Raw genomic sequence first — 25,373 nt, 5'->3', positions numbered from 1 at the left:
GCCCCTGGCGACCGTGCCGCGCCGAGCAGCGGAGGAGACAGATATGGGACCCGGCGACTTCGGCTCCGACCCATGGGACGAGTTCCTGGCCCGGTACTTCGGCCGGAGCGAGGGTGGGCGCCGACCCGCGCACCGGGTCGACATTACCCGGCTGATGACCGCCGATGCCCGAGAGATGCTCGCCGACGCCGCACGCCGGGCGGCTGAACGGCACAGCACCGACCTGGACACCGACCACCTGCTCTGGGCCGCGCTGCAACGGCAGTCCCTGCGCGAGCTGGTCAAACGAGCCGGTGCCGAACCCGAGACCCTGCTCAACGCACTCGGCGGGCGGGGTGAGGGGGCGCCGGGGGGTGAGGTCCCGCCGAACCTGTCCCTCACCCCCGCGGCCAAGCGGGCGCTGCTCGATGCCCACCAGCTGTCCCGAGCCATGAGCGCCAACTACATCGGGCCGGAGCACATCCTGATGGCGTTGCCGCTGAACCCGGAGTCGCCCGCCGGCCGGATGCTCGCCGCCGGCCGTATCCAGCCGGAGTCGTTGCAGGCGGCGAGCACCGAGCGGGCCCCGACCAGTGGGCCGCGGCCAGATCGGGGCACCCCCACTCTTGACCAGTACGGGCAGGATCTCACCGAGCTCGCCCAGAACGATCAGATCGACCCGGTCATCGGCCGGGCCGACGAGATCGAGCAGGCAGTCGAGATCCTGTCCCGGCGGACCAAGAACAACCCGGTGCTGATCGGTGAGGCCGGTGTCGGCAAGACCGCCATTGTGGAGGGCCTCGCGGAGCGGATCTGTGACGGCGACGTGCCGCAGACCCTGCTCGGTAAGCGGGTCATCCAACTCGACCTGGCCGGCCTGGTCGCCGGTACCCGCTACCGGGGTGACTTCGAGGAGCGCCTGAAGAAGGTCATTGACGAGATCCGGACCCATCGCGAAAAGTTGATCGTCTTCCTCGACGAGATTCACACCCTGGTCGGGGCGGGCGGGGCCGGCAGCGAGGGCGGAATGGACGCGTCCAACATGCTCAAGCCGGCGCTGGCCCGCGGTGAGCTGCGCGTGATCGGCGCAACCACGCTGGACGAGTACCGCCGGACCATCGAGAAGGACGCCGCGCTGGCCCGCCGTTTCCAGCCGGTCTTCGTGCCCGAGCCGGGGGTTGACGACACGGTGGCCATCCTGCGTGGCCTTCGCGACCGTTACGAGGCCCACCACCAGGTCCGCTTCACCGACGAGGCGCTGGTCGTTGCCGCGGAGCTCTCCGATCGCTACGTCACCGACCGCTACCTGCCGGACAAGGCGATCGATCTGATGGACCAGGCCGGCGCGCGGGTGCGGCTACGCACCCGTACCCCGGCCTCGGACGTACGCGAGCTGGAGACCCAGCTCGACGAGGTACGCCGCGACAAGGAGCAGGCGGTCGCCGACGAGCAGTATGAGAAGGCCTCCTCCTTGCGCGACCAGATCGCCGAACTGGAGGCCCAGATCCGTCGCGTTCGTGGCGACGAGGGCACCGCCAACCACGTGCCGCAGGTGGGGCCGCACGAGATCGCCGAGGTGGTCTCCCGGGCCACCGGTATCCCCGTGGCGCAGCTCACCGAGGAGGAGCGGGATCGGCTACTGCGGCTGGAGGGGCACCTGCACGAGAAGGTCGTGGGTCAGGACGACGCGGTCAGCGCGGTCGCCGAGGCGGTGCGCCGTTCGCGGGCCGGGTTGGCGGATCCGGACCGGCCGATGGGTAGCTTCCTCTTCCTCGGCCCCACCGGCGTCGGCAAGACCGAGTTGGCCCGGGCGCTTGCCGAGGCGCTCTTCGGCGAGGCCGACCGGATGGTGCGGGTCGACATGAGCGAGTTCCAGGAGCGGCACACGGTCAGCCGGTTGGTCGGCGCGCCGCCCGGCTACGTCGGGTACGAGGAGGCCGGGCAACTCACCGAGGCGGTGCGGCGCCGCCCGTATGCGGTGGTGCTGCTGGACGAGATCGAGAAGGCGCACCCGGACGTGTTCAACATTCTGCTCCAGGTACTCGACGACGGCCGGCTCACCGACAGCCAGGGTCGGACGGTGAATTTCAAGAACACCGTTCTGATCATGACGAGTAACCTCGGCTCGGAGCTGATCACCGGCACCCAGCGGGCGGTCGGCTTCGGCGCCGGGGCGGCGGGTGGGGAGAACGACGAACTTCGCGACCGCTTGCTGCGCCGGCTCCAGGAGAACTTCCGTCCCGAGTTCCTCAACCGCATCGACGAGATCATCATCTTCCGCCGCCTGGAGGCGGAGCAACTGCGGCAGATCACTGAGCTGCTGTTGGCGGAGACCCGCCGTCGGTTGCACGCGCAGGATGTCGATGTCGAGATCACCACCGCCGGCATCGACTGGCTCGCCGAGCACGGTTACCAGCCCGAGTTCGGGGCCCGCCCGCTGCGTCGGGTCATTCAGCGCGAGGTGGACAATCAGTTGTCCCGGATGCTGCTGGAGTCCGCGGTGTCGCCGGGCCAACGGGTGGTCGTAGACGTCCGCGACGGCCAGCTCACCATCGATGTCGCCGAGGACGGCGGCTACACCGCAGCTACCACCACGCATCCGCGTTGAGCCGGGAGGCGGAGATGACCGAGCCCGAGGAGACCCAGGAGAGCACTGAACGGACCGAGCCGATCGTCGCCGCACCGACCGCGAACCCCGCCCGGGTGCAGGTGCCACCGGAGGGTCCGGGGCTGGAGGGGACCGGCGAGTCGGACCCGGTGGCGACCGACGGACGGCGAGAGGAGGGCTGATGGTACGCGAGCAGCGGCTCGATCCACAGGTGGAGGAGCTCTGGGAGAGTTTCCACGAGCGGGTCAACGTGCCGTCCGAGAAGCTGCGGCAGTGGCTGCTCACCCGGGGCTCCGGCGAGGAGACGTTCGGCCCTGACCCTGACCTCGGCCTGCCCGAGCCGGGCCGACACATCCTGCGGGTGCTCACCAAACGCAAGGTGGACCTGACCCGGGACGACATCGAGACGATGCGGGACACGATTGACGAGGTCGAGAACCTGCTGGCGGCGAAGCCGCCGCGCGGCAACGCCGATGACCGGTGGCGGCACGCCCTGCTGGATCTGGGCCACGACGTCCTGGTGGAAGGCTGACCGCTGTCGATTCGGTCGGGTGGGGCGCCGGCTTCAGGTCCACCGGCACCCGCACCGACCGATCATTCCGCGCCGGGTTCCAGGCTGGCGATCGTCAGGCCCGCCGTGTCGGCGGCGGCCTCCCGGTCGGCGCGGGTCTGTCGTTCCCGGGTGAGCAGGTTGGCGTATTCGGTGACGTCTGCCGGAGCGGGAACCGCCGGTAGGCGGCGCAGGAAGAGCTCCACGTCTCGGGTGGCGGCGGTGTGCGCGGTGGCCGCCTGCCGCAGTGTCTCGCGGTTGTCGGCGGCGGAGTACAGGTCGGTCATGCCCGTCTGTTACCCGGCGGCACGGCGTTCGCACCCCCGTGGACTCGTTCGACAGCTGTCGGATCTGGCGTCGACCCCACCCCGGATGTCCTCTGGTATCAAGGAGCGATGAGGAGCGACGTCGCCTGTGCCCAACCCGTGCCCACCGACGAGGTTGTCGGCCTTTGTCAGGATCTGCTGCGCATCGACACCACCAACACTGGTGACAACGACACCAGCGTCGGGGAACGCCGAGCGGCCGAGTACGTGGCGGAGAAGCTCGCCGAGGTCGGCATCGACTCGGTGCTCTACGAGTCCGCGCCCCGCCGGGCCAACCTGGTCGCCCGCATTCCCGGCACCGACCGGACCCGACCCGGCCTGCTCGTCCACGGCCACCTGGACGTGGTGCCGGCCGACGCCGACGAGTGGTCGGTGCATCCGCTCTCGGGTGAGCTGCGGGACGGCTACCTCTGGGGTCGGGGCGCGATCGATATGAAGGACTTCGACGCGATGATGCTCGCGGTGGTTCGGCACTGGCAACGCAGCGGATTTCGGCCGCCCCGGGATGTGGTGCTCGCCTTCACCGCCGATGAGGAGGCCGGCAGTGAGTACGGCGCGCACTTCCTGGTGGAAAACCACCCCGACCTCTTCGCGGGCTGCACCGAAGGCATCGGCGAGGTCGGGGGTTTCTCGTACTCGGTGAACGAGAAGCAGCGGCTGTATCTGATCGAGACCGCCCAGAAGGGCATTGACTGGCTGCGGCTGCACGCCCGGGGGCGTCCTGGGCACGGCTCGATGGTGCACGACGACAACGCCGTCACCGCCCTCACCGAGGCGGTCGCCCGGATCGGCCAGCACCGCTTCCCGGTCGTCGTTACCGACACCGTACGCGCGTTCCTCCTCGAGGTGTCCGAGGCGCTCGGCATCGAGCTGGACCCGGACGATCCGGAGGCGGCCATCGGCAAGCTCGGCCCGATCGCCAACCTCATCGGGGCGACCATCCGCAACACGGCCAATCCCACCCGACTCGCCGCGGGCTACAAGGACAACGTCATTCCCGGGCGGGCCACCGCCACCATCGACTGCCGTAGCCTGCCTGGCCAGTCGCAACTGCTGGAGCGGCAACTGCGCGAGTTGGTCGGCCCGGACATCGAGATCGAGTATCTCCAGCGCCAGCCCGCGCTGGAGACCACCTTCGACGGGGCCCTGGTCGAGGCGATCTCCGCCGCGCTGCGCGCCGAGGATCCGGGGGCCCGGCCGGTGCCGTACATGCTTTCCGGTGGCACCGACGCGAAGGCCTTCGCCCGGTTGGGTGTCCGTTGCTTTGGCTTCGCGCCGCTGCGCCTCCCCGCCGACCTGAACTTCTCGGCGCTGTTCCACGGCATCGACGAGCGGGTCCCAGTGGACGGACTACAGTTCGGCGTGCGGGTTCTCGACCGGTTCCTCCGCAACTGCTGAGCCGCTTCCGTACTTCGGCGCGGCGCCTTCCGAACACCGAAGGGACGCCTTACATGATCGACCAGCATGGTGAGCTGGATACTGCCCTCGAACGCGTCATCGAGGCGGCCCGCCACCACCTGGCGGCTGTGCGCGCTGCGCAGGGCCGAATTGACGACGATGCCGTCTGGCAGGCGTACGTCGCGTTGAACAACGCCTCGTACGCCTATGACGAGCGGCTGATGGAGGCCTTCGGCGAGGTCACGCCCTGGGATGTGCAGGCGATCGACCCGGAGGAGGCCGACGAGCGCTTCGCCAGTCCCGACGGATCGCCGGCCACTGACAGCTACCCCCGGGTCATCTCGGTACGGCAGCGTCGAGACTACCGGGTGCCGAGCGTCTCGGCGTTGATCCGGGCCGCCGCGTCGGCCCGTCGGGCGGAGACCCCGGATGAGGAGGAGCCGGCACCCGTCGAGGGGGTCGGTGAGGCAGTCCTGGAACTGTTGCAGAGCGGCGACGGATCGCTCGCCGCACTGGATGTGCCGGAGCTGGAGCCGATGGATGGTGTCGTCATGGTCAGCGAGGTTGACGCCGCCGTCGATCTCGAGGCCTTCGACGATGACGACCCGGTGGGTCCGTTCCAGCCCGCCGCCGGGGACCGGCTGGTCGGGCGGCTCGACGAGCACCCCTTCCTCGAATTGGACGACGAGGAGTACGACCACTCCCACTAGCCACCCTTCGGCGGCCTCGCCCTGCGGGGCGAGGCGAGTGGGGCCGACGCGCGGGCCACGGCGGCTAGTAGGAGAGGCCGGGCTGTGGCGGGCTGATTCGGCGACGGCGCAGCACAACCTGCCGGGTCCCATCCCGGAACAGCCGGACCCGGGCAAGCTCCCAGCCGGAGAACTCCGCCTGGATGGCGAGCTGCGCCGCCGCGGTCAGCCGGTCAACGTTCGGGGGTAACCGTAGCGGCGCATATTCGTAGTCCATGGCCCTATGCTGCCTATCCGCCTAGCCCAGCGCCACCCTCGCAGCGACCCCGCCCGGCCCGGTTCCCCCAGGCCAGGCGGGGTGGCTTCGGGCCCGGAGTCAGCCGTCGCGCTCCGGGTAGCCGACCGGGACGGCGGAGACGTCGTCGAGGGCGGTTCTGATCTCCTCGGGCAGGGCCATCTGCTCGACCTGGAGCGCGCCGAGTAACTGCCCCACCGTGCGCGCGCCGAGGATTGGCGCGACGACCCCGGGGCGGTCGCGGATCCAGGCCAGCGCAACCTCCAGCGGGGAGACGCCGAGACCGCCGGCGGCGGTGGCAACCGCCTCCACGATGCTGGAGCAGCGCGGTTCCAGGTAGGTCGCGACGAACCGTTCGAAGTGCGCCGAGGCCGCCCGAGAGTCCGCTGGTCGACCGTTTCGGTACTTGCCGGTCAGGACTCCCCGCCCCAGCGGCGACCAGGGCAGCACCCCCAGCCCGAGGGCCGCGCAGGCCGGTAGCACCTCCCGCTCGATGCCGCGTTCCAGTAACGAGTACTCCACCTGGGCCGCGACCACCGGGGAGCGGCCAGGCCAGGCCGTCTGCCAGGCCGCGGCCCGGGCGGTTTGCCAGCCGGAGAAGTTGGAGACGCCGACGTACCGGACCCGCCCGCTGGCGACCGCGTGGTCCAGGGCCGCCAGGGTCTCCTCCAGCGGGGTGTCCGGGTCATACCCGTGCACCTGGAACAGGTCGACATGGTCGGTGCCGAGTCGACGCAGTGACGCGTCCAGGGTGCGTAGTAGGTGCCCACGAGAGCCGTCGCGGCGCCGGCCGTTGCCCGGGCGTAGCCCCGCCTTGGTCGCGATCAGCAGCTCCTCGCGGGGGACCAGGGTGCCGAGCAGCGAGCCGATGACCGCCTCGGCGTCACCGTCACCGTAGACGTCGGCGGTGTCGACCAGGTTGCCGCCGGCGTCGAGATAGCCTTTAAGCTGGGCCGCCGCATCGTCGGCGTCGGTGTCTCGGCCCCAGGTCATGGTGCCGAGCGCGAGCCGCGAAACCGCCAGCCCGCTTCGGCCGAGCGGTCGCTGTTGCATGGCTGAATCTTATTTCCATCGAGGGTCGCACCGATATCCTCGCTGCCCATGCTGTTGGCGTGAGCCGGTGATCGAGGGTGGCGGTGGTGTTGCGTAGCCTGATGCGACCTGTGGTGTGAATGGGGGAGGACTAGTGCGACTCGGGCTCAGTCTCGGCTATCAGACGGCGTGGAGCACACCCGCCGATCATCTGGCTCTGGCTCAGGAGGCGGACCGGCTCGGCTACACGGTGGTGTGGGCGGCGGAGGCGTACGGCTCCGACTCGCCGAGCATGCTCGCCTGGATGGCCGGCCAGACCAAACGGATCGAGCTGGGTAGCGCGGTGATGCAGATTCCCGGCCGCACGCCGGCGATGACCGCGATGACCGCCGCGACCATCGATGCCCTCTCTGGTGGCCGGTTCCGGCTCGGCTTGGGGGTGTCTGGTCCGCAGGTCTCCGAGGGCTGGCACGGCGTACGGTTCGGTCGGCCGCTCGCCCGGACCCGTGAGTTCGTCGACATCGTTCGGCTGGCGGTGGCCCGCAAGGAGGTCGCCTACACCGGCGACTTCTACACCCTGCCGCTGCCCGACGGCCCGGGCAAGGCGCTGCGCCTGGGCTTCCACCCGCCCCGAGAGTACATCCCGACCTACCTGGCCGCCGTCGGTCCGAAGAACCTGGAACTCGCCGGAGAGATCGCCGACGGCTGGCTCGCCGTCTTCTACGCGCCGGAGTTCGCCGCGGAGCAGCTCGCTGCGATCCGCGCCGGTCGGACCCGCGCCGGCAAGGAGCTATCCGGCTTCGATGTGGTTCCCTCGGTGCCGGTGGTGATCGGCGACGATGTCGCCAGCTGCGCCGAACTGGTCCGCTGGTACGCCGCGCTCTACATCGGTGGCATGGGCAGCCGGCAGCAGAACTTCTACAATCAGCTCGCCACCCGGATGGGATACGGCGACGCCGCGCGCGAGGTGCAGGATCTGTACCTGGCCAGGCGGCACCGTGACGCGGCCGCCGCGGTGCCGCTGGAGTTGATCGACCGTACCTCACTGCTCGGTCCGAAGGAGCGCATCGCCGAGCGGATGCGGGAGTTCGCCGCCGCCGGCGTCACCACCCTGTCGGTGACCCTCTTCGTGGCCGACCGGGACAGCGGCGTACACACCCTACGGACCGTCGCTGAGGCGCTGGATCTCGCGGGAGTCGGGGAGTGAGCTGGGTCGAGGCCATTGTCCTGGGCATCGTGCAGGGCCTGACCGAATTCCTGCCGATCAGCTCGTCGGGCCATCTACGGATCACCTCAGCGATCTTCTTCGACCAGGACGCCGGGGCGTCGTTTACCGCCGTCACCCAGCTCGGCACCGAGGCGGCGGTACTCCTCTACTTCGCCAAGGACATCTGGCGAATCACCCGTACCTGGGTCGTCGGAATCTGGGATCGGTCGGTGCGCAGCAGCCTTGACTACCGGATGGGCTGGTACGTCATCGTCGGCTCGATTCCCATCGGCGTCTTCGGCTTCCTGTTCAAGGACCAGATTCGGGAGACCGCGCGGAACCTGTGGTTGGTCGCCAGCACCCTGATCCTGTTCGCCTTCGTGCTGGCGTTCGCCGAGTACTGGGGCCGGCAGACGCGTACGCTGGAGAACTTCCGGATGCGCGACGGTGTGGTGATGGGTTTCGCGCAGGCGATGGCGCTGATTCCCGGCGTGTCCCGCTCGGGGGGGACGCTCACCGCCGGCCTGTTCCTCAACCTGACCCGGGAGACCGCGGCCCGATACTCGTTCCTGCTGGCCATTCCCGCGGTGGTGATGTCGGGCGTGCTCAGTCTCGAGGACGTCTTCGCGCCGGCCGCGCCGGGCACCTCGGTGCCGAGCGGGGCACAGATGATCGTGGCCACGGCGGTCGCCTTCGCCGTGGGATACGCGGCCATCGCCTGGCTGCTGCGTTACGTGGCGCGCCACACCCTGTACATCTTTGTTCTGTACCGGGTGGCGTTGGGAACGCTGGTGCTCGCCCTCTTGCTGACCGGTACGATCAGCGCCACCTGACCTCGCGCCGACGCGCCCGGGTGCGGCACCGGCCCGGAGCGCGTCGGCGGGCCGGAGGTGGGGTAGGCCCTAGGGTGGTCACCGTGGCGACCCTACTGCTCTTGCGACACGGCCGGACGACCGCGAACGCGGCCGGCGGGCTGGCCGGTCGGCAGCCGGTCGAGCTGGACGAGACCGGCCGTACCCAGGCCACCGCGGTCGGCGAGCGACTCCGGCTGCTCTCCTGCGCGACCGTGGTGACCAGCCCGTTGGTCCGTTGCCGGCAGACCCTGGACCGGGCATTGCCCGAGGCCGCACCGGTGGTGGAGGAGGGGCTGACCGAGTGCGGGTACGGCAGCTGGGAGGGGCAGCCGCTGAAGCAGCTCGCGAAGGACCCGCTCTGGCCGGTCGTGCAGCAGCATCCCAGCGCGGCGGTCTTCCCGGGTGGGGAGGCGATGGCGAGCATGGCGGCCCGGGCGGTGGCCGCGGTGCGGCGCTGGGACGCTCGGGTGAGCGCGGAGCACGGGCCGGACGCGGTCTGGCTGGCCTGCACCCATGGCGACGTGATCAAAGCCATCGTGGCGGACGCACTCGGCCTGCACCTGGACCTCTTCCAGCGTCTCGTCGTGGATCCGGCCTCGGTCACGGCGATCCGCTACACCCCGCTGCGTCCGTTCCTGGTGCGGCTCAACGACACCGGCGGCGATCTGACGGCGCTGGTGCCACCCTCGCCGCAGCGAGGTGGGGGGAGCACCGCCGACTCGGACGCCGCGATCGGTGGCGGCGCCGGGGCAGGCGCCTGACGGTCGCCGGATCGGTCGGCGTCGGGGAGGGGCAACGCGGCCCGGGCGGCCACGGCGGGACCGAGGGTCGGCGCGGCGCGGATGCGCCGCGCGGCGATTCCGGTCGGTGGGGTGCGCGTCGTGCGGGTGCGCCGGATAGGGTCGAGGTATGACCCACCAGGTGCACGCCTTCGAGCCGCCGGAGCGGTTCGTCGCCGGAACCGTCGGGCCGCCGGGGGATCGCACGTTCTTTCTCCAGGCCCGCGGCGGTGGCCGGCTGGTCAGCGTCGCGCTGGAGAAGGTCCAGGTCTCACTGCTGGCGGAGAAGCTGGAGGAGCTGCTCTCCGAGGCGCAACGGCGGTTCGGGGTGAAGCTGCCGGAGACCGGCCCGGTCGGTGGTGACAACGACCCGCTGGACACGCCCGTCGATGAGGAGTTCCGGGTCGGTACCCTGGGGCTGGCCTTTGACGTGGACACCGAGACGGTCGTGATCGAGGCGATCGCGGTCGGCGAGGCCGAGGTGGGGGCCGAGGCTGCGGCTGAGGTTGAGGTGGACGAGTCGGATGACGATGAGCCCGCCGACGATTCCGACGACGACCTGGACCGGCTGCGGGTGCGGTTGACCCCGGAGGCGACCCGCGAGTTCATCGGACGGGCCCGGCGGGTGGTAAACGCGGGCCGGCCGCCGTGTGCGCTCTGCGGTCAGCCCCTCGACCCCGTCGGTCACCTCTGTCCGCGCCACAACGGCTACCACCGGTGACCTCATCCGACCTGCGCCGTAGCCGGGACCGGGAGTGGCCCCGCCAGGACGATGATCGGTCGCTTCTGCTGCTCCGGGAGGGGGCGCTGGAGCTGGAGGGGCGGCTGGTGGACGCCTCGAACACGACACTGCGCGCGATGCTGACCCTGGGCGGGACGACCGCGCATTGTGTCTACAAGCCAATACGGGGTGAGCGGCCCCTCTGGGATTTCCCAGACGGCAATCTCGCCGGGCGCGAGGTCGCTGCGTACCTGGTGTCCGCCGCCACGGGCTGGGACCTGGTGCCGCCGACGGTGCTGCGCGACGGGCCACTCGGCCCCGGCTCCTGTCAGCTGTGGATCGACGGGCCGGACGAGTGGGAACCACTGGTCGGGTTCGTTCCCGCCGACGCGCTGCCGTCCCAATGGTTCGCGGTCGCGGCGGCCCGGGACGACGAGGGCATCCCGTACGCCCTGGCACATGCCGACGACCCGCGGCTGGCCCGGCTGGCGGTGCTCGATGTGGTTATCAACAACGCCGACCGTAAGGGCGGACATGTGCTGGTCGGCCAGAACGGCCGAGTTCACGGCGTGGACCACGGGGTCAGCTTCCATGTCGAGGAGAAGCTACGCACGGTTCTGTGGGGTTGGGCGGGCCGCGAGCTGCCGGCGGAGGTGGCGGAGGTGCTCGCGGCGCTCGCCGACGCGGTCGCCGGAGATCTGGGCGGGGAACTCGCCACGTACCTCACCCGCGGGGAGATCGCCGAGGTGGCTGCCCGGATCGGGCGGCTGCGGGCTGCCGGTCACTTTCCGCTGCCGTCGCCGCGGTGGCCGGCGATCCCGTGGCCGCCCATGTGAGCCGTTGTCACCTTAGTCACCTCTTGGGTGCCCCGGAGTCCGCTGACGGCTGGTTAGGCTGGCGGTCATGGACTCTTGGGCGGGACACGAGGTGCCACGGCTACCGGGCCGGGGCGGGCCGCTGATGTTGTTTGACTCGGCCCGGCGAGGCACCGCCGCCAGCGCGCCGACCGACACCGGCACGATGTATGTCTGTGGCATCACCCCGTATGACGCCACCCACCTCGGGCACGCCGCCACGATGATCACCTTCGACCTGATCCAGCGGGTGTGGCGGGACGCGGGACTGGACGTGACGTACGTGCAGAACGTCACGGACATCGACGACCCACTGCTGGAGCGGGCCGCTCGAGACGGCGAGGACTGGAAGGTCCTGGCGATGCGGGAGACCGCCCTGTTCCGGGAGGACATGGCGGCACTGCGGATCATCCCGCCGGAGCACTACGTCGGTGCGGTGGAGTCGATTCCCGACATTGCCGAGCGGGTCCTGACCCTGGTGAAGGAGGGTGCTGCCTACCGGCTGGAGGACGGCACCGGCGATGTCTACTTCGACATCTCGGCCGCGCCCCGATTCGGGTACGAGTCGCACCTGAGCCGGGAACAGATGCTGGAGATCTTCCCCGAGCGCGGTGGCGACCCAGACCGAGCCGGTAAACGCGACCCGCTTGATCCACTGCTGTGGCGGGGTGTCCGCCCGGATGAGCCGTCGTGGCCCGGCGGCGATCTCGGCCCGGGCCGCCCCGGCTGGCATATCGAGTGCGCCGTGATCGCGCTGAACCTGCTCGGTGAGCAGGTCGACGTGCAGGGCGGCGGTAATGATCTGATCTTTCCGCACCACGAGTGCTCGGCCGCGCACGCCGAGCTGCTGACCGGGCAGACCCCGTTCGCCGGGCACTACGTGCATGCCGGCATGATCGGCCTGGACGGGGAGAAGATGTCCAAGTCCCGCGGGAACCTGGTCTTCGTCTCCCGGTTGCGAGCCGACCAGGTGGATCCGATGGCGGTCCGGCTGGCCCTGATGAGCGGGCACTACCGCAGCAACCGTTCGTGGAGCGACGGGCTGTTGGCGACCGCGCAGGATCGGCTGGGCAGATGGCGCCGGGCCGGCGCGCAGCCCTGCGGGCCGTCCGCGGAGGTGTTTCTGGCCTCGCTCCGTGCGCGCCTCGCCGATGACCTCGACGCCCCGGGGGCGCTTGCTCTGGCGGATTCCTGGGCGGAGGCGGCGCTCGCCGGTGCCGGCGACGACCCGGCGGCTCCCGCGCTCTTCACCCGGGCCCTGGACGCCCTGCTCGGCGTCCGGTTGTGACCTTCTGGGCAGTCCGGTCGGCCGGGGCGGCTTCGCTCGGGGCGCCTGGGCGACCTTCGCCGCGTCGGCGGCTCGCCGCCAGAGCTGGCTGGTCGGAGCCGGACTACCCGAGGACGAGCCCCGGTCCCGGATCCGGACCCGGGTCGCTCGCCGGGGCGGGGATCCGGTACGCCTCGGTCAGGGTGGTGACCGGGCCGGGCCAGGTGGCCTGGGCAACCTCGATCGGCTTACGGCGCTCGTCGTAGGCGACGTGCAGCAGGTGTAGCACCGGGGTGTCGGGTCGGATCTGGAGGGTCTCCGCCTCGTCTCGGCTGGGCTGCCGGGCACTGATCGTGTCGGTCGCGGTGACGTACCGCCGGCCGGTGGCCTCCTCGGCTTCCTGGTAGAGGGGGCGGCCGAACGCCTCGGCCCGCTCCAGTGCGGTGCCGGCGGTGTCGGTCGGTAGGAACCAGGCGGCGCCCACCTCTACCGGGGAGTCCTCGGTGCGGACCAGGTGCCGGCGACAGAGCAGCTCGGTGCCGTCGGATACGCCGAATGCGTCGGCGACCTCGGGCGGTGCGGGGGCGGGCCCGACGGAGACGAGCTGTTGCCGATACCGGGCGGCGAGGTCGGCGTGGTAGCCACGAAAGCCGCCGTACCGGCCCCGGGAGAGCCGGTTGAGGCGGCGTCGGGTGCCGCGGACGTACGTGCCGGAGCCGGGCTTGGTGATCAGGACGCCCTCGACCCGTAGCTGGTCCACGGCGCGCTGCACGGTCTGCTTGGCGACGCCGAACATCTCGGCGATGGCGGGGATGGAGGGTAGCCGCTCGCCGGGGCCCCAGTCACCGCGGCGCACCTGTGCCTTGATCTGCGCGGCGATCTGCCGGTGCGGGAATTCGGCCGCACCCGGGTTGATCTGCATACCCGCCTCCTCGGTCATCACTAGGTTCCTAGGATGCCGTAGCGGGTGTGTCCCGTCCACACCACCCTCACCCTCACCCTCACCCGAAAAGCAGTGCAGGCACACGAGTGAGGGATGCACCGGTGCGTCACGTCGTCGCGGAGAGAAGGCCGTGGCCCGCCACCGTCACCGGTGGTGGGCCACGAGGATCAGCGCGCTACGGGTTACCAGGAGCCTGCGGTAGGTCCGGCGGAGCCGCCGCGTCGGCGCAGGTACTTCTCAAACTCCTGGGCGATCTCGTCCCCGGTCAGCGGGGTGATGCCGGCGTCACCGACCCGCTCCTCCAACTCGCGGACGTACTCACCGAGCTCGGCGTCCTGCTCTGCGGCGCCCCGGACCCGCTGCTCCCACTCGGCGGCCTCCTCGGCGAGGTCCGCCATCGGCACCGGCAGGTCCAGCACCTCCTCGACCCGGTGCAGCAGGGCCAGGGTCGCCTTGGGACAGGGTGGGTTGTTGGCGTAGTGCGGCACATGCACCCAGAACGAGACCGCGTCCACCTCGGCCCGCGAGCAGGCGTCGTGCAGGACCCCGACGATGCCGGTGGGCCCGTCGTAGCGGGTGGGGGTGAGCTGGAAGCGCTGCGCCGCGCCCTTGTCGGAGGCGCTTCCGCTGATTGGTAGCGGTCGGGTGTACGGCACGTCGGCCAAGAGCGCGCCGAGCAGCACCACCCGCTCGACCTCCAGGCTGTGGCAAATCTCCAGTACCTGCTCGCAGAAGGTGCGCCAGCGCATACTCGGCTCGATGCCGCGGATCAGCACGACATCCCGCTCGGTACCGGCCGGGCTGGCGGCCATGAACCGGGTGGTGGGCCACTCCACCCGTCGGGTCTCGCCGGCCGACATCGCGATAGTGGGGCGGCTGACCTGGAAGTCGTAGAAGTCTTCCGGATCCAGCTCGGTCACCGGTCGGGCCTGCCACACCTGTTCCAGGTGCTCGACGGCGGCCGTCGAGGCGTCGGCGGCGTCGTTCCAGCCTTCGAAGGCGGCGATGGCCACGGGGGACCGCAGAACCGGCAGTCCGTCGAACTCGGTCACGCGGTCACCTCGTCCCGCCCGTCGGGGCGGTGCCGGGTGGATGCCCGATCGGCTGGCCACCATGCATCGTGGCGTCGCTGTAGTCCCTCACGTCCGTCAGCCTACGTGCCAGGGGCGGGAACCGGACCGTCGGCCGCGCCGATCTACCAATCGACAAACAGTTATTCTGGTGGTGAGAGGGCAGCGTGTGCTAGTTACACCATGCGGGGCCGGCAGCCGGGGGTAGACCACACCCCGTGTCGTCGCAGTAACCTGAAGCTGTGGTGATCTCTGTGCTCGACGCGCTGACCGATCGGATCCTCGTCGCCGACGGGGCGATGGGGACCATGTTGCATGCGGCAGACCTGACTCTCGACGACTTCGATGGACTGGAGGGCTGCAACGAAATCCTCAACGTGACCCGGCCGGACGCTGTCCGTGGCGTGCACGAGGCATACCTGGCCGTGGGCGCAGACTGCGTGGAGACCAATACCTTCGGCGCCAACCTGGCCAACCTGGCCGAGTATGGCATTGAGGGGCGCATCCGGGAGCTGTCCGAGGCCGGCGCCCGGCTGGCCCGTACCGCCGCCGACGCGTACGCGACACCAGAACAGCCGCGCTTCGTCCTGGGCTCGATCGGGCCGGGCACGAAACTGCCCACCCTTGGGCACGCCACGTACGCCGCGCTGCGGGACGCGTACCAGGAGAACGCCATCGGCCTGATCGCCGGCGGTTCGGATGCGTTGATCATCGAGACCTGCCAGGATCTGCTTCAGGTGAAGGCGGCGGTGATCGGCTCGAAGCGGGCGATGGCCGAGGTGGGCCGACCGGTTCCGATCATCTGCCACATGGCGGTGGAGACCACCGGCACGATGCTGCTGGGCAGCGAGATCGGCGCCGCGCTCACCGCGATTGAGCCACTCGGCATCGACCTGATCGGGCTGAACTGCTCCACCGGCCCGGCAGAGATGGGTGAGCACCTGCGCTACCTGTCGCAGCACTCCCAGATTCCGGTGTCGGTGATGCCGAACGCCGGCCTGCCGGTGCTCACCTCCGACGGTGCGTACTTCCCGCTGACACCGGATGAGATGGGCGACGCCCTGGAGCAGTTCGTCACCGACTACGGTGTGGCGCTGGTCGGCGGCTGCTGCGGAAGCACACCGGAGCACATCCGGGTGCTGGCCGAACGGACGCGTGGCCGGCCGCCGGTGGTGCGCGAGCCACGGCCCGAGCCCGGCGCCTCGTCGATCTACCACCATGTCCCCTTCGCGCAGGACGCGAGTGTGCTGATGGTGGGGGAGCGGACCAACGCCAACGGATCCAAGGCGTTCCGTGAGGCCATGCTCGCCGAGGACTGGCAGGCCTGCGTGGAGATCGCCCGTGGCCAGGCGCGGGACGGTTCGCACCTGCTGGACCTCTGCGTGGACTATGTGGGACGCGATGGCACCCAGGACATGCGGGAGTTGGCCAGCCGGTTCGCCACCGCCTCCACGTTGCCGATCATGCTGGACTCGACCGAGCCGGGCGTGATCGAGGCGGGGCTGGAGACGCTTGGTGGGCGATGCGTGGTCAACTCGGTCAACTTCGAGGACGGCGACGGCCCCGACTCCCGGTATGCCCGCCTGATGCCCGTGGTCAAGGAACACGGAGCGGCGGTGGTGGCACTGCTCATCGACGAGGAAGGGCAGGCGCGCACCAAGGACTGGAAGGTACGCGTGGCCACCCGGCTGATCGACGATCTGACCGGCCGTTGGGGGATGGCCCGGTCGGACATCCTGATTGACGCCCTGACCTTCCCGATCGCCACCGGGCAGGAGGAGACCCGGCGGGACGGGATCGAGACCATCGAGGCGATCCGAGACATTGCTGCTCGTTACCCGGGGGTCAACTTCACCCTGGGGGTCTCCAACGTCTCGTTCGGCCTCAACCCAGCGGCCCGTCAGGTGCTCAACTCGGTGTTCCTGCACGAGTGCGTCCAGGCCGGGCTGACCTCGGCGATCGTGCACGCCAGCAAGATCCTGCCGATGTCGAAAATTCCCGATGAGCAGCGGGAGATCGCACTCGATCTGGTCTACGACCGACGCCGCGAAGGGTACGACCCGGTCCAGCGCTTCATTGAGGCCTTCGAGGGGGTGGACGCCGCCTCGGCCCGGGCCAGCCGAGCGGAGGAACTGGCCGCGCTGCCGCTCGAGGAGCGGCTCAAGCGGCGGATCATCGACGGCGAACGCAACGGTCTCGAGGCCGATCTGGACGCGGCCCTCGCCACCGGGATGGCGGCGTTGGTCGTTATCAACGACATTCTGCTGGACGGGATGAAGGTGGTCGGCGAGTTGTTCGGGGCCGGCCAGATGCAGCTGCCGTTCGTACTCCAGTCCGCCGAGGTGATGAAGACCGCGGTGGCGCACCTGGAGCCGCACCTGGAGAAGGCCGACGACGGCGGTAAGGGACGGATCGTGCTCGCCACCGTGAAGGGCGACGTGCACGACATCGGCAAGAACCTGGTCGACATCATCTTGTCGAACAACGGCTATGAGGTGGTGAACATCGGGATCAAGCAGCCGATAAACGCCATCCTCGACGCCGCCGAGCAGAACCGCGCGGACGCGATCGGCATGTCGGGGCTGTTGGTGAAGAGCACCGTCATCATGAAGGAGAACCTGGTCGAGATGGCCACGCGGGGCGTGGCGGAGCGCTGGCCGGTCTTGCTTGGGGGAGCGGCGCTGACCCGCGCGTATGTCGAGGACGACCTGCGATCGATGTTCCCCGGTCAGGTGCACTACGCCCGGGATGCCTTCGAAGGGCTCTCCCTGATGGACCGGGTGATGGCCACCAAGCGCGGTGGCGCACAGGTGGTGGACCCGGAACGGGAGGCCGCCCTGGCCGCACGGCGGGAGCGGCGGGCGCGGCAGCGGGCGATCGTCAGCGAGTCGTTGCCGGAGCTGAGCGATGCCTCGGTCCGCTCCGACGTGGCCACCGATGTGGAGGTGCCCACCCCGCCGTTCTTCGGCACCCGGGTGGTCAAGGGGCTGCCCCTCGCCGACTACGCGGCCCTGCTCGACGAACGGGCGACGTTCCTCGGGCAGTGGGGACTGCGCGGTACCCGCGGCGGCAAGGGCCCCACCTACGAGGAGTTGGTGGAGACCGAGGGCCGGCCGCGGCTGCGCTACTGGCTGGACCGGCTCATCGCCGACCAGGTGCTTGAGGCCGCTGTCGTCTACGGCTACTTCCCAGCCTACTCCGACGGCAACGACCTGGTCGTGCTCGACGAGAACGGGCACGCTGAGCGGGCCCGGTTCACCTTCCCCCGGCAGCGCCAGGACCGGCGACTCTGCTTGGCCGACTTCTTCCGCCCTCGTGGCGGCGAGCTTGACGTGGTGGCGCTGCAACTGGTCACGGTTGGCCAACCGATCAGCGAATATACGGCGAAGTTGTTCGCCCGCAACGAGTACCGCGACTATCTGGAGGTTCACGGGCTGTCGGTGCAGCTCACCGAGGCCCTTGCCGAGTACTGGCACCAGCGGGTCCGCGCCGAGCTGAGGCTGCCCGACGACCGTACGGTCGCCAGCGCCGACCCGGCTGACCTGGCCGGGCTGCTGCGCAACGACTATCGGGGCTGCCGGTATGCCTTCGGCTACCCGGCCTGCCCCGACCTCGAGGACCGGGCGAAGCTCGTGGACCTACTGGGGGCGGAACGGATCGGCGTGCAGCTGTCGGAGGAGTTCCAGCTCGTTCCGGAGCAGGCCACTGACGCAATCGTCGTGCACCACCCGGAGGCGAGTTACTTCAACGCCAAGTGACACCAGGTCCGTCCGGCCAGGTCCCAGTGCGGTGATCCGCCTGCTGGTAGCGCCCGATGCCCTGATGGGACTGGGCGGGATCACGATGGATACCAGGCGGCGGCACACGGGAGAGCAGCTCAATCCAGGAGCTGAGGTAGACCGCAGACGCACCGCCGGCGGTGTTCGATGAAGGATCGAACACCCGTCCAGGGGTACATTCGCGAAGCCTTGGTCACCCGCGTGGGACCAGCGCTGACCGGCCTACCCGAGCCCGCACGCGTGGCAGAACGGGATTTGGGAATCGTCCACGGCCCCGTCCCATGCTGTCGAAACATTGTGCCGAAACATCGATTGAGGCTGCCGTTGTCTATTGAATTCCAAAGCTTCGGCAGGTGGAAATATTGACGTCACCGCTGATTCACCTGGGCCGCTTCCCGTGTACTGCTGGCAGTATGCCCGACTGGGCATAGCGCATCTCTTTTGGGTGTGTCAGCCGTGGAGTGGTGGCGTCGCGGCCATGCCGGATGGTGGGCTACTCGCTACTGTCGGTGCGACTGCTTCCGCTATAAATCAGGATAATTCCGCCGGTTGCTGGCGGAAGCTGGCATTCTATCTACATTAGCGAATCTATCGGCATCTTTAGGTGGTCGATTGAGTGCTGCTATCCCGGCCCGGCTGGGCCACCCCGACGTAGGGCCCACGCTGGGCTGCATCGAGCCCGAAGCGGTGGCGTTCAGCAGGTGGCCAAAGGATTGCCGCGAATCACGCTGCACTGCCTTTGTTTAGGTGCTTACATAGTGCAACCCTGTGCCGGGTGTGTCCTACTGTGCGTCATGGCCGGATCCCCGCCCTGGTGCGAGTCTGACGGGTGGCGCAGCTACAGCCAGTAAGAAATACTGCCGCCCTTGGAGTAATCCTGTCGGGTATTGGCATCAATAATTCCCGTGGGATGGTAGCGGCTATGCCGTTGGTGGGGAAGAATCACACTCCAATGTCCTGTTCGAGATTGAGGTACTTGTCATCGTCGGTCGGTTCTGGTATTAGGCGCGTATCCCAGTGATCAGCATGGTGGCCACAAATTTTGATCAAACGACTGTCGACCATAGAGTCGGGGTGCCAGCTCGGCCGCGGGCGCCACCTTTCGCGGAGCGCCGCGGCACCGGCCCTGGTTCGCGGGGCGAGTCGTGCGAAACGGGCTTTGCAGAAGCGGCCGCCGGCCGTGTACGAGGACTAGTTTGTCATCGATGTGCAGGTGAGTAGGTCGGGTGCCCGATCGCTGACGCCAGGTATTGGCATCAGCATGCGAGGAAACTGCACGATGTGTGGGGAGGATGTCTTGGGTAAGTCAGTGCCGTCAGTGCAATTCCACGCCCACCCGCTGCGGAAGGTGCGTGGCTGGGAGGAGCATCTGGAACAGATCAGTACTGATCTGCACCGGGTAGTGGTGGAACGGCGGTGCCGGGTGCTTATCGTGCAGGCCGCGCCCGGCGGCGGCAAGACCCTGCTGTTGGCCGAGGTAGCCGAAATCGCCGACGGCATGGGTTTCACCACCATCGGGGATGTCCTGGCTGGTCCTCCTGATGTGGCACCTGAAATGCGGCAGTTTCCTGCCGCTACCCCGCTCCAGGTGGCTGGCAGTGACACGGACCGGGTCTACCGTCCACGAGCTACCTCCCAGGTTGAGGCGACCGGAATGCGGCTGCGTCAGGTCGCGGAGGACGTCCCCACGGTGGTGACGCTCGATGACCTGCACCTGGCTGACTTCCCCACCCTGACAGCATTGTGTGACCAAATTCTGGCGCTCAAGGGCCGACCGGTCCTGTGGCTACTGGCCTTCACCTCGTTGATCAGTTCCGAGCCTTCCGAGCAGGTGTTGATGTGCGTGAGCAGACTTCGGGGCCGAGTGGCCGTCGAACCGATCCGAGGGTTGAGTCCGCTCTCGACCAGGGCACTGGAGCAACTGGTCGCCGACCATACCGGATCCGTCCCCGACTCAACGCTGCTCGCCATGGTGGAAAGCATCAACGATACCCCCTCCGCAGTGATCGAACTGTTACGCGGGCTCATGGAAGATGGCGCCATCCGTACGGTCGAGGGCACCCTGGGGCTGACTCCAGGTGGGTCGGGCGGTTCGCGTGACGCCAACGCTGTTCACCTACCCGCACCAGTGCCGAGGCGGCTGTCCTCCATGATCGAGGAAAATCTCCTGCAGCTCTCCGAGTCGACTGTCAAGTCCCTTCGGCTGGCGGCCGTGCTCGGATCGCCGTTCGCACCGGAGGAACTGTCCGCGATGCTCGGCGAATCGCCGGCAGGCCTACTGACGGCGGTGCACGAGGCGATGGAACGCAGGATGCTGGTCTGTCGTGGGCCGAAACTGGCCTTCCGCACCGACCCCATCTGGCGGGTCGTCCTTGACTCTGTGCCGCCGCCGGTACGCGCGTTGTTGCATCGGCAGGCGGCGGAGGTCCTGCTGCAACGCCCTGACGGGGCTGAACGCGCTGCCCTTCAGCTGGCGCACGTAGCTGAGCCCGGTAACGCCAGGGACATCGAGATCATCGTGGCAGGAGCCCGACGTCTAGTCGCCACCGATCCCACAACCGCAGCCTCCCTGGCGATTCGTGGGATGGAACTGCTAGCCCCGGGACAGGACCAACGCGTGCGTCTTGCGAACACCGCGGCCAAGGCGCTCACCAAGTCGGGGCGCTTGGACGAGGCGGTCACCCTGGCCAGGGACGAGATTGACGTGGCCTTGAGCATGGCGCCCGCGTCGGTACCGCCTGCCCGCGACATCGCTGCCCTGCAGGCATCGATGTCGACCGCCCTGTTGTTACGAGGCGACGTGCCGGCCGCCCGCCAAGCCACCGACGACGTGCTGGCCAGGCAGGCGGGGGGACTTCCGCGTGCCGAAGCCGTTGTCACCCACCTCGCCGCTTCCTACCTGATTGGTGACGGTACGGCGGTCGAGCAAGCCCGCAAGATCCTCAGCAGACCGAACCGACGTGATCTGGCGATGAGGGTTAGCGCAATGACTGTCCGTGCATTGGACCAGTGGCGAGATGGTCGGGTGGCGGATGCGGTGGGGACCCTGCGGGAGGCTGTGGCGCTCAACTACGTTGGCGACACCGTCCAGGTCCTCGACCCGTGCTGGTTCCTCACCTTCGCGCTCATCCGGATCGATGAGTACGGCGAAGCGGAGGGGGTCTTTCGAGGGTTCGCCCACACAGCCGCCTCGACGGCGAATACCCCGGCGACCGCGGTGCAGGCCGCGCTTCGCGCGCCCCTGCATCTCGCCCAGGGGCAGCTGAACGACGCCGAAACGGTTGCCCGGGCCGCCTTGCGGCAGGACGGCGCGTACATGCCGATATTCGCCCCACAGGCGTTGCTGGTCCTGGCCCACGTAGCCCTACGTCGTGGAAATCCAGCGCTGGCCGCAACCCATCTCACGGCCCTGGAAGGGGAGGGCCCACAGCACTCTTCCAGCCCTTGGCAGGCCGAGTATCTCCTGCTACAGGCGCAGTTGGCAGAGGTGAACGACGGCCCCGCAGCAGCACTGGAGGTGTTGACCGAGACCGGGGCGCAGCCCATCACACCTCGTGAGATCGTTCTGGAGGATCCGGCGGTCGCCGCCTGGTGGGTACGGTGCGCACTGACGGCAGGCCAGCCCCACACCGCAGGAGCAATCGTCGACACAATCGACCACCTCAGCAGGCTCAATCCGGAGACTCCCGCGCTACTCGCCGCGGCCACACACGCCCGGGCGCTTGCTGAGGCGGACACCGACGCCCTCGCGGAGGCCGGTCGACTACACCGAAACCCCTGGGCCCAGGCCGCAACAGCCGAGGACCGTGCCCGGCTCTTTCTCTTCCAGGGGAACCACGAGTCCGCCGTTGTCGAACTTGACCGTGCCATGAACGCCTACGTCCGGTTTGGTGCCGAGCGAGAGGCCGCCCGCGTACGCGCCCAGCTGCGGGGACTCGGAGTGTGGCGTCGGCACTGGAAGCATGCGAAGCGTCCAGAATCCGGCTGGGAAAGTCTCACCGAGACCGAACGAAAAGTAGCCGAACTAGTGGCCGGCGGCCTTACGAACCAGCAGGCCGCCAACCGTTTGTTCATCTCACCGCACACCGTCGGATTCCATCTGCGGCAGATCTACCGAAAGCTTGGTATTCGATCCCGCTCCGCGCTGATCCGAACTGATGCGTCACGCGTATCCCAGCCCCGTAGCATCATCGCCTAGGGCGTGTTGTGGGAGGTGGATGGTCGGGTGTGTCGGACGGCCAGGACGCGCACCACCTCAGGAGAGCACGGCGGGCAGGAGGCTCATCCGCCGGATCATCCACTCTGACTCCCACTGGACGGCGGTGTCGGCGCTGAGGCGCGCCCGTGGGAAGCGTCGCAGGAACCCACGCACCGCGATCTTCGCCTCGAGCCGGACCAGCGGGGCGCCGATGCAGTAGTGCATGCCGAGGCCGAAGGAGAGATGCCCGTGCCCCCGGCGCTCCGCGTCGAAGCTGTCGGCTCCCTCGTCTGGCTTCCGGTTCGCGGCCGCGATGCTGACCTGCACGGGGGCACCCTTGGGGATGAGGTAGCCGCCAAGCTCAATATCCTCCAGGGGGAACCGCCAGGTCGGGTGCGGGAAGGGTGGGTGCACCCGCAGGGTCTCCTCGATCCAGGCTGCGATGTCCTCGTCAGTCTTCGGTCGCTCGTGTGGTGGTCGGCGTAGGGCCTCGTACAGCGAAGTGGAGATCAGGCTCCCCGTGGTTTCGTACCCAGTAATGATCATGCCCAGGGTCCAGACGATGACCTCGCCCTCGGTGACCGCGGCACCCGGTCCGTCGGAGGCGGCCAGCAGCCCGGTAATCACACCGTCGCGTAGCCCAGCCGGGTCGCGTACCCACTCCTCGACCGCCCCGAAGAGACCTCCGATCGCCTCTCGGCGGGCGGCGTAGTCAGAGGAGTACAGCATGATGTCAGTGATGCTGCGTAGTCGGTGCTCGGCCTCTGGGGGGAGGCCGAGCATCTCGGAGATGAACGCCAGCGGGATCTTGTGGGTGTAGTTGGTGACCACATCGACCTCGGCGTTGCCTCCAGAAGCGGCCTGACCGAGCTCGTCCAGGAACCCCTCGACCTTGTCAGCGACCTGCTCGCCCCATCGTTCGGTGTTCCGAGGGCTGAGCACCGGGGCGTGGATCCGTCGGATCCGTGCGTGGTTCTCACCATCGCTCATGATCATCGCTCGTGCGTACTCCGGCGGCGGCTGGGCTGTCACCATCAGTCCCGGTTGACGCATCCACTCTGGGACAAGGGTGATGTCCTTCCCCATCTTGGGGTGCGTGAGAGCCTGTCGTACCAGCTCGCGGTCGCACACGACCCAGGCGTGCCGACCGAGGTATGGAATGCGCACGACCGGTGCTATCCGGGCGGCCGCGATCAGATCTGGCAAGCAGTCAAACAGCCCCGGGTCGACCGGCATGTTTGTCTCGGGAGCTTCGCCCAATTCAGCGTTCGTGGTAACACTCATGGTGTGGGACCTCCGGTAGGGACTCGACCCTGGGTTTCAGCCATGTCCTCGATCAGCTCGGCCGCTCGTTGCGCGGCGTCGTAGCGTTGGTGTTCGCGGGACAGCACGCGTGCCCGCTGCCGGTAGCGACCGTCGCGCAGTACGGTGACCACGGCATTACGCAGAGCCCCCTCCGATACCGCACGGCGGGGGAGTACGACACCCGCTCCGGACCATGCGATCCGTGCCGCGACGTCGGGATTCTCCTCGGTCGCCGGCGCGGCGACCAGGGGCACTCCGTGGGCGAGGGCGGCGTTGACGCCGTTGTAACCTCCGTTTGTCAGCATCACGTCCACGTGTGGCAGTAGGTGATGGTAGGAAACGAACCGCTCCAGCCGGACGTTGGCGGGTAGTGGCCGTAGCAGCTCGACATCCAGATCGCTCCCCGTGGTCACCACAACCAGGAAGTCCTCGCGTGCCAGCGCACGGACTGCGGGAACAAGCAACCGGTCGACATCGTTCGCGGTCGTGCCCTGGGTGATGAGCACCACCGGTCGGTCGGCTTCCAGCTCGTGCCACCAAGCGGGCGGGTCGAACCTCTCTGGGGGCATTCCGAAGAGGCCGCCAATGAAGTGCGTCCCCGGTAGGAGGTCGGTGCGGGAAAACTCAAAGGACGGCACGGTGGTCACCAGATACAGGTGTGGGGGACGTGCGATGTTCTCCATGGCTCGCGTCCCCAGGGGTGGCAGATTCACCGAGGCTCGTACGCGATCGGCCTCCCGGCGTAGGTCCCGCATGGACACGTGATCCCCGACGAACCGCAGCAGAGCGTTCCGTGCTCGTCCGAGTGGGGACGGACTCGGTTGCAGTCCCAACCCGAGCGGTGCGGTATCCCGACTGCCCAGGATGTAGATCGAGTTGCTCAGCCAGGCCAGCGGCAGACCGGTTCGTTCGCTTGCGAAGCACGCGCCGTAGCACATGTCGTCGCCGAGGATGCAGTCGGCGGGAAAGCGTTCAAGTACGTGGAGCAGGTCAGTGAGCTGGCCGGGCGCGGTGTGGTAGAAGATGTCACGCACGCCGATCTTGAAGCTGGCGAGTCCGGTCAGGCCAGCGTGGCGTGGAAACGCCTCCTCCCGACTCCTGCCGCCGAAGTCGAGTGCCGCACTCATGGGCTCGAATTGCGCCCCGGCCTGCTCGACCTGGTCCTGGAAGGCGCGGCCGGTGTACCACCGCACTTCATGCCCACGTCGAGCTAGTTCGCCCGCGACATCCAGCATGCTGACGATATGTCCGGGTGCCGGCGTGGTAGCGATCAATACTCGCATCGTCATCGCCTCCGTCGGGCCTCGCTTCACCGTCCGCCAGTGTCACCGAGCGTCGGGGTCGTGAGCATCACCTCGGGGTGAATCCCACGTATCCACGTAGGATGACGGCACGCCACGGCGGAGTGAGACCGACCGGTTCGCTGGGCAAACCATCGGTGGCCGCGCTCATCGCGTGATGTGCGGACGATGGCCTGGGCGGAATGATTATCGCGAGGTCGATCTCGTCATCGCCCTTC

At 68.6% G+C, this 25,373-nt stretch carries 20 protein-coding genes; 13 read left to right on the top strand and 7 right to left on the bottom strand.

Going from position 1 to position 25,373, the window contains the following annotated elements:
* Positions 1–43 precede the first annotated feature (43 nt).
* From SALPAC6_RS0107510 to SALPAC6_RS0107500, 3 genes are read left to right on the top strand one after another with little or no spacing between them, the layout of a single operon-like run.
* Positions 44–2,587, top strand: a complete 2,544-nt coding sequence (locus SALPAC6_RS0107510) for an ATP-dependent Clp protease ATP-binding subunit (RefSeq protein ID WP_018252812.1) — start codon at positions 44–46, stop codon at positions 2,585–2,587.
* A gap of 14 nt (positions 2,588–2,601) precedes the next feature.
* Positions 2,602–2,769, top strand: a complete 168-nt coding sequence (locus SALPAC6_RS29645; RefSeq protein WP_018252811.1) for a hypothetical protein — start codon at positions 2,602–2,604, stop codon at positions 2,767–2,769.
* Positions 2,769–3,119, top strand: a complete 351-nt coding sequence (locus tag SALPAC6_RS0107500; protein ID WP_018252810.1) for a DUF3140 domain-containing protein — start codon at positions 2,769–2,771, stop codon at positions 3,117–3,119. Before SALPAC6_RS29645 ends, SALPAC6_RS0107500 begins: the two co-directional genes overlap by 1 nt.
* Before the next feature lie 62 nt (positions 3,120–3,181).
* Here the strand turns inward: SALPAC6_RS0107500 and SALPAC6_RS0107495 are convergent, their stop codons facing one another.
* Positions 3,182–3,424 carry a hypothetical protein gene (locus SALPAC6_RS0107495; RefSeq protein WP_018252809.1) on the bottom strand — a complete coding sequence of 81 codons (243 nt, stop codon included), beginning with the start codon at positions 3,422–3,424 and terminating at the stop codon, positions 3,182–3,184.
* Between the two features lie 108 nt (positions 3,425–3,532).
* Between SALPAC6_RS0107495 and SALPAC6_RS0107490 the strand changes: the two genes are divergently transcribed.
* Positions 3,533–4,861 (top strand): M20/M25/M40 family metallo-hydrolase, encoded by a 1,329-nt coding sequence (locus tag SALPAC6_RS0107490; protein WP_026189407.1) that lies wholly within the window; start codon positions 3,533–3,535, stop codon positions 4,859–4,861.
* A 53-nt stretch (positions 4,862–4,914) separates the two neighbouring features.
* Positions 4,915–5,571, top strand: a complete 657-nt coding sequence (locus SALPAC6_RS0107485) for a hypothetical protein (RefSeq protein WP_018252807.1) — start codon at positions 4,915–4,917, stop codon at positions 5,569–5,571.
* A gap of 64 nt (positions 5,572–5,635) precedes the next feature.
* Here the strand turns inward: SALPAC6_RS0107485 and SALPAC6_RS0107480 are convergent, their stop codons facing one another.
* Both SALPAC6_RS0107480 and SALPAC6_RS0107475 read right to left on the bottom strand, forming a co-directional pair.
* Positions 5,636–5,827, bottom strand: coding sequence for a DUF5703 family protein (locus SALPAC6_RS0107480; protein ID WP_018252806.1), 192 nt, complete (start codon positions 5,825–5,827; stop codon positions 5,636–5,638).
* A 99-nt stretch (positions 5,828–5,926) separates the two neighbouring features.
* A complete protein-coding gene (locus SALPAC6_RS0107475) occupies positions 5,927–6,898 on the bottom strand; it encodes an aldo/keto reductase (RefSeq protein ID WP_018252805.1) in 972 nt (323 codons plus the stop codon).
* A gap of 133 nt (positions 6,899–7,031) precedes the next feature.
* Between SALPAC6_RS0107475 and SALPAC6_RS0107470 the strand changes: the two genes are divergently transcribed.
* The 6 genes from SALPAC6_RS0107470 (at position 7,032) to mshC (ending at position 12,580) form a co-directional block, all read left to right on the top strand.
* Positions 7,032–8,084: an LLM class F420-dependent oxidoreductase gene (locus SALPAC6_RS0107470; RefSeq protein WP_018252804.1), complete on the top strand. Its 1,053-nt coding sequence runs from the start codon at positions 7,032–7,034 to the stop codon at positions 8,082–8,084.
* Positions 8,081–8,917 (top strand): undecaprenyl-diphosphate phosphatase, encoded by an 837-nt coding sequence (locus SALPAC6_RS0107465; RefSeq protein ID WP_018252803.1) that lies wholly within the window; start codon positions 8,081–8,083, stop codon positions 8,915–8,917. Before SALPAC6_RS0107470 ends, SALPAC6_RS0107465 begins: the two co-directional genes overlap by 4 nt.
* Before the next feature lie 74 nt (positions 8,918–8,991).
* Entirely contained in the window at positions 8,992–9,699 is a 708-nt protein-coding gene (locus SALPAC6_RS0107460) for a histidine phosphatase family protein (protein ID WP_018252802.1), read from the top strand.
* A gap of 148 nt (positions 9,700–9,847) precedes the next feature.
* Positions 9,848–10,438, top strand: coding sequence for a DUF3090 domain-containing protein (locus SALPAC6_RS0107455; RefSeq protein ID WP_018252801.1), 591 nt, complete (start codon positions 9,848–9,850; stop codon positions 10,436–10,438).
* On the top strand, positions 10,435–11,274 hold the full coding sequence (locus SALPAC6_RS0107450; RefSeq protein ID WP_018252800.1) for an SCO1664 family protein: 840 nt from the start codon (positions 10,435–10,437) through the stop codon (positions 11,272–11,274). Before SALPAC6_RS0107455 ends, SALPAC6_RS0107450 begins: the two co-directional genes overlap by 4 nt.
* A 67-nt stretch (positions 11,275–11,341) precedes the next feature.
* Complete coding sequence (mshC, locus tag SALPAC6_RS0107445) at positions 11,342–12,580, top strand: cysteine--1-D-myo-inosityl 2-amino-2-deoxy-alpha-D-glucopyranoside ligase (protein WP_026189406.1); 1,239 nt, start codon at positions 11,342–11,344, stop codon at positions 12,578–12,580.
* A gap of 103 nt (positions 12,581–12,683) precedes the next feature.
* Here the strand turns inward: mshC and SALPAC6_RS0107440 are convergent, their stop codons facing one another.
* Both SALPAC6_RS0107440 and SALPAC6_RS0107435 read right to left on the bottom strand, forming a co-directional pair.
* Positions 12,684–13,481, bottom strand: coding sequence for a GntR family transcriptional regulator (locus SALPAC6_RS0107440; protein WP_026189405.1), 798 nt, complete (start codon positions 13,479–13,481; stop codon positions 12,684–12,686).
* 203 nt (positions 13,482–13,684) lie between these two features.
* Positions 13,685–14,554: a PAC2 family protein gene (locus SALPAC6_RS0107435; protein ID WP_018252797.1), complete on the bottom strand. Its 870-nt coding sequence runs from the start codon at positions 14,552–14,554 to the stop codon at positions 13,685–13,687.
* Positions 14,555–14,814: 260 nt separating this feature from the next.
* Here SALPAC6_RS0107435 and metH point away from each other — a divergent pair, with 260 nt between their 5' ends.
* The gene (gene metH / locus SALPAC6_RS0107430; RefSeq protein ID WP_026189404.1) at positions 14,815–18,330 is read left to right on the top strand and encodes a methionine synthase; all 3,516 of its coding nucleotides are present in this window, start codon (positions 14,815–14,817) and stop codon (positions 18,328–18,330) included.
* Positions 18,331–19,660: 1,330 nt separating this feature from the next.
* Entirely contained in the window at positions 19,661–22,549 is a 2,889-nt protein-coding gene (locus SALPAC6_RS0107425) for a helix-turn-helix transcriptional regulator (protein WP_026189403.1), read from the top strand.
* A 57-nt stretch (positions 22,550–22,606) separates the two neighbouring features.
* On the opposite strand, the gene SALPAC6_RS0107420 is transcribed toward SALPAC6_RS0107425, so the two are convergent.
* Together SALPAC6_RS0107420 and SALPAC6_RS0107415 are read right to left on the bottom strand one after the other, a co-directional pair.
* Positions 22,607–23,833 (bottom strand): cytochrome P450, encoded by a 1,227-nt coding sequence (locus SALPAC6_RS0107420; protein WP_026189402.1) that lies wholly within the window; start codon positions 23,831–23,833, stop codon positions 22,607–22,609.
* The gene (locus SALPAC6_RS0107415; RefSeq protein ID WP_026189401.1) at positions 23,830–25,167 is read right to left on the bottom strand and encodes a glycosyltransferase; all 1,338 of its coding nucleotides are present in this window, start codon (positions 25,165–25,167) and stop codon (positions 23,830–23,832) included. The genes SALPAC6_RS0107420 and SALPAC6_RS0107415 overlap by 4 nt, the downstream gene beginning before the upstream one ends.
* Positions 25,168–25,373: the final 206 nt, after the last annotated feature.

It is taken from the genome of Salinispora mooreana (genome assembly GCF_000379065.1).
GTDB lineage: Bacteria > Actinomycetota > Actinomycetes > Mycobacteriales > Micromonosporaceae > Micromonospora > Micromonospora mooreana.
This window is presented reverse-complemented; position numbering and strand designations above follow the sequence as displayed.

Excerpts from the sequence above, each read along its gene's own strand:
- SALPAC6_RS0107510 (WP_018252812.1), top strand. The coding sequence starts at position 44 with ATGGGACCCGGCGACTTCGGCTCCGACCCATGGGACGAGTTCCTGGCC.
- SALPAC6_RS29645 (WP_018252811.1), top strand. The coding sequence starts at position 2,602 with ATGACCGAGCCCGAGGAGACCCAGGAGAGCACTGAACGGACCGAGCCG.
- SALPAC6_RS0107500 (WP_018252810.1), top strand. The coding sequence starts at position 2,769 with ATGGTACGCGAGCAGCGGCTCGATCCACAGGTGGAGGAGCTCTGGGAG.
- SALPAC6_RS0107495 (WP_018252809.1), bottom strand. The coding sequence starts at position 3,424 with ATGACCGACCTGTACTCCGCCGCCGACAACCGCGAGACACTGCGGCAG.
- SALPAC6_RS0107490 (WP_026189407.1), top strand. The coding sequence starts at position 3,533 with ATGAGGAGCGACGTCGCCTGTGCCCAACCCGTGCCCACCGACGAGGTT.
- SALPAC6_RS0107485 (WP_018252807.1), top strand. The coding sequence starts at position 4,915 with ATGATCGACCAGCATGGTGAGCTGGATACTGCCCTCGAACGCGTCATC.
- SALPAC6_RS0107480 (WP_018252806.1), bottom strand. The coding sequence starts at position 5,827 with ATGGACTACGAATATGCGCCGCTACGGTTACCCCCGAACGTTGACCGG.
- SALPAC6_RS0107475 (WP_018252805.1), bottom strand. The coding sequence starts at position 6,898 with ATGCAACAGCGACCGCTCGGCCGAAGCGGGCTGGCGGTTTCGCGGCTC.
- SALPAC6_RS0107455 (WP_018252801.1), top strand. The coding sequence starts at position 9,848 with ATGACCCACCAGGTGCACGCCTTCGAGCCGCCGGAGCGGTTCGTCGCC.
- mshC (WP_026189406.1), top strand. The coding sequence starts at position 11,342 with ATGGACTCTTGGGCGGGACACGAGGTGCCACGGCTACCGGGCCGGGGC.
- SALPAC6_RS0107440 (WP_026189405.1), bottom strand. The coding sequence starts at position 13,481 with ATGCAGATCAACCCGGGTGCGGCCGAATTCCCGCACCGGCAGATCGCC.
- SALPAC6_RS0107420 (WP_026189402.1), bottom strand. The coding sequence starts at position 23,833 with ATGAGTGTTACCACGAACGCTGAATTGGGCGAAGCTCCCGAGACAAAC.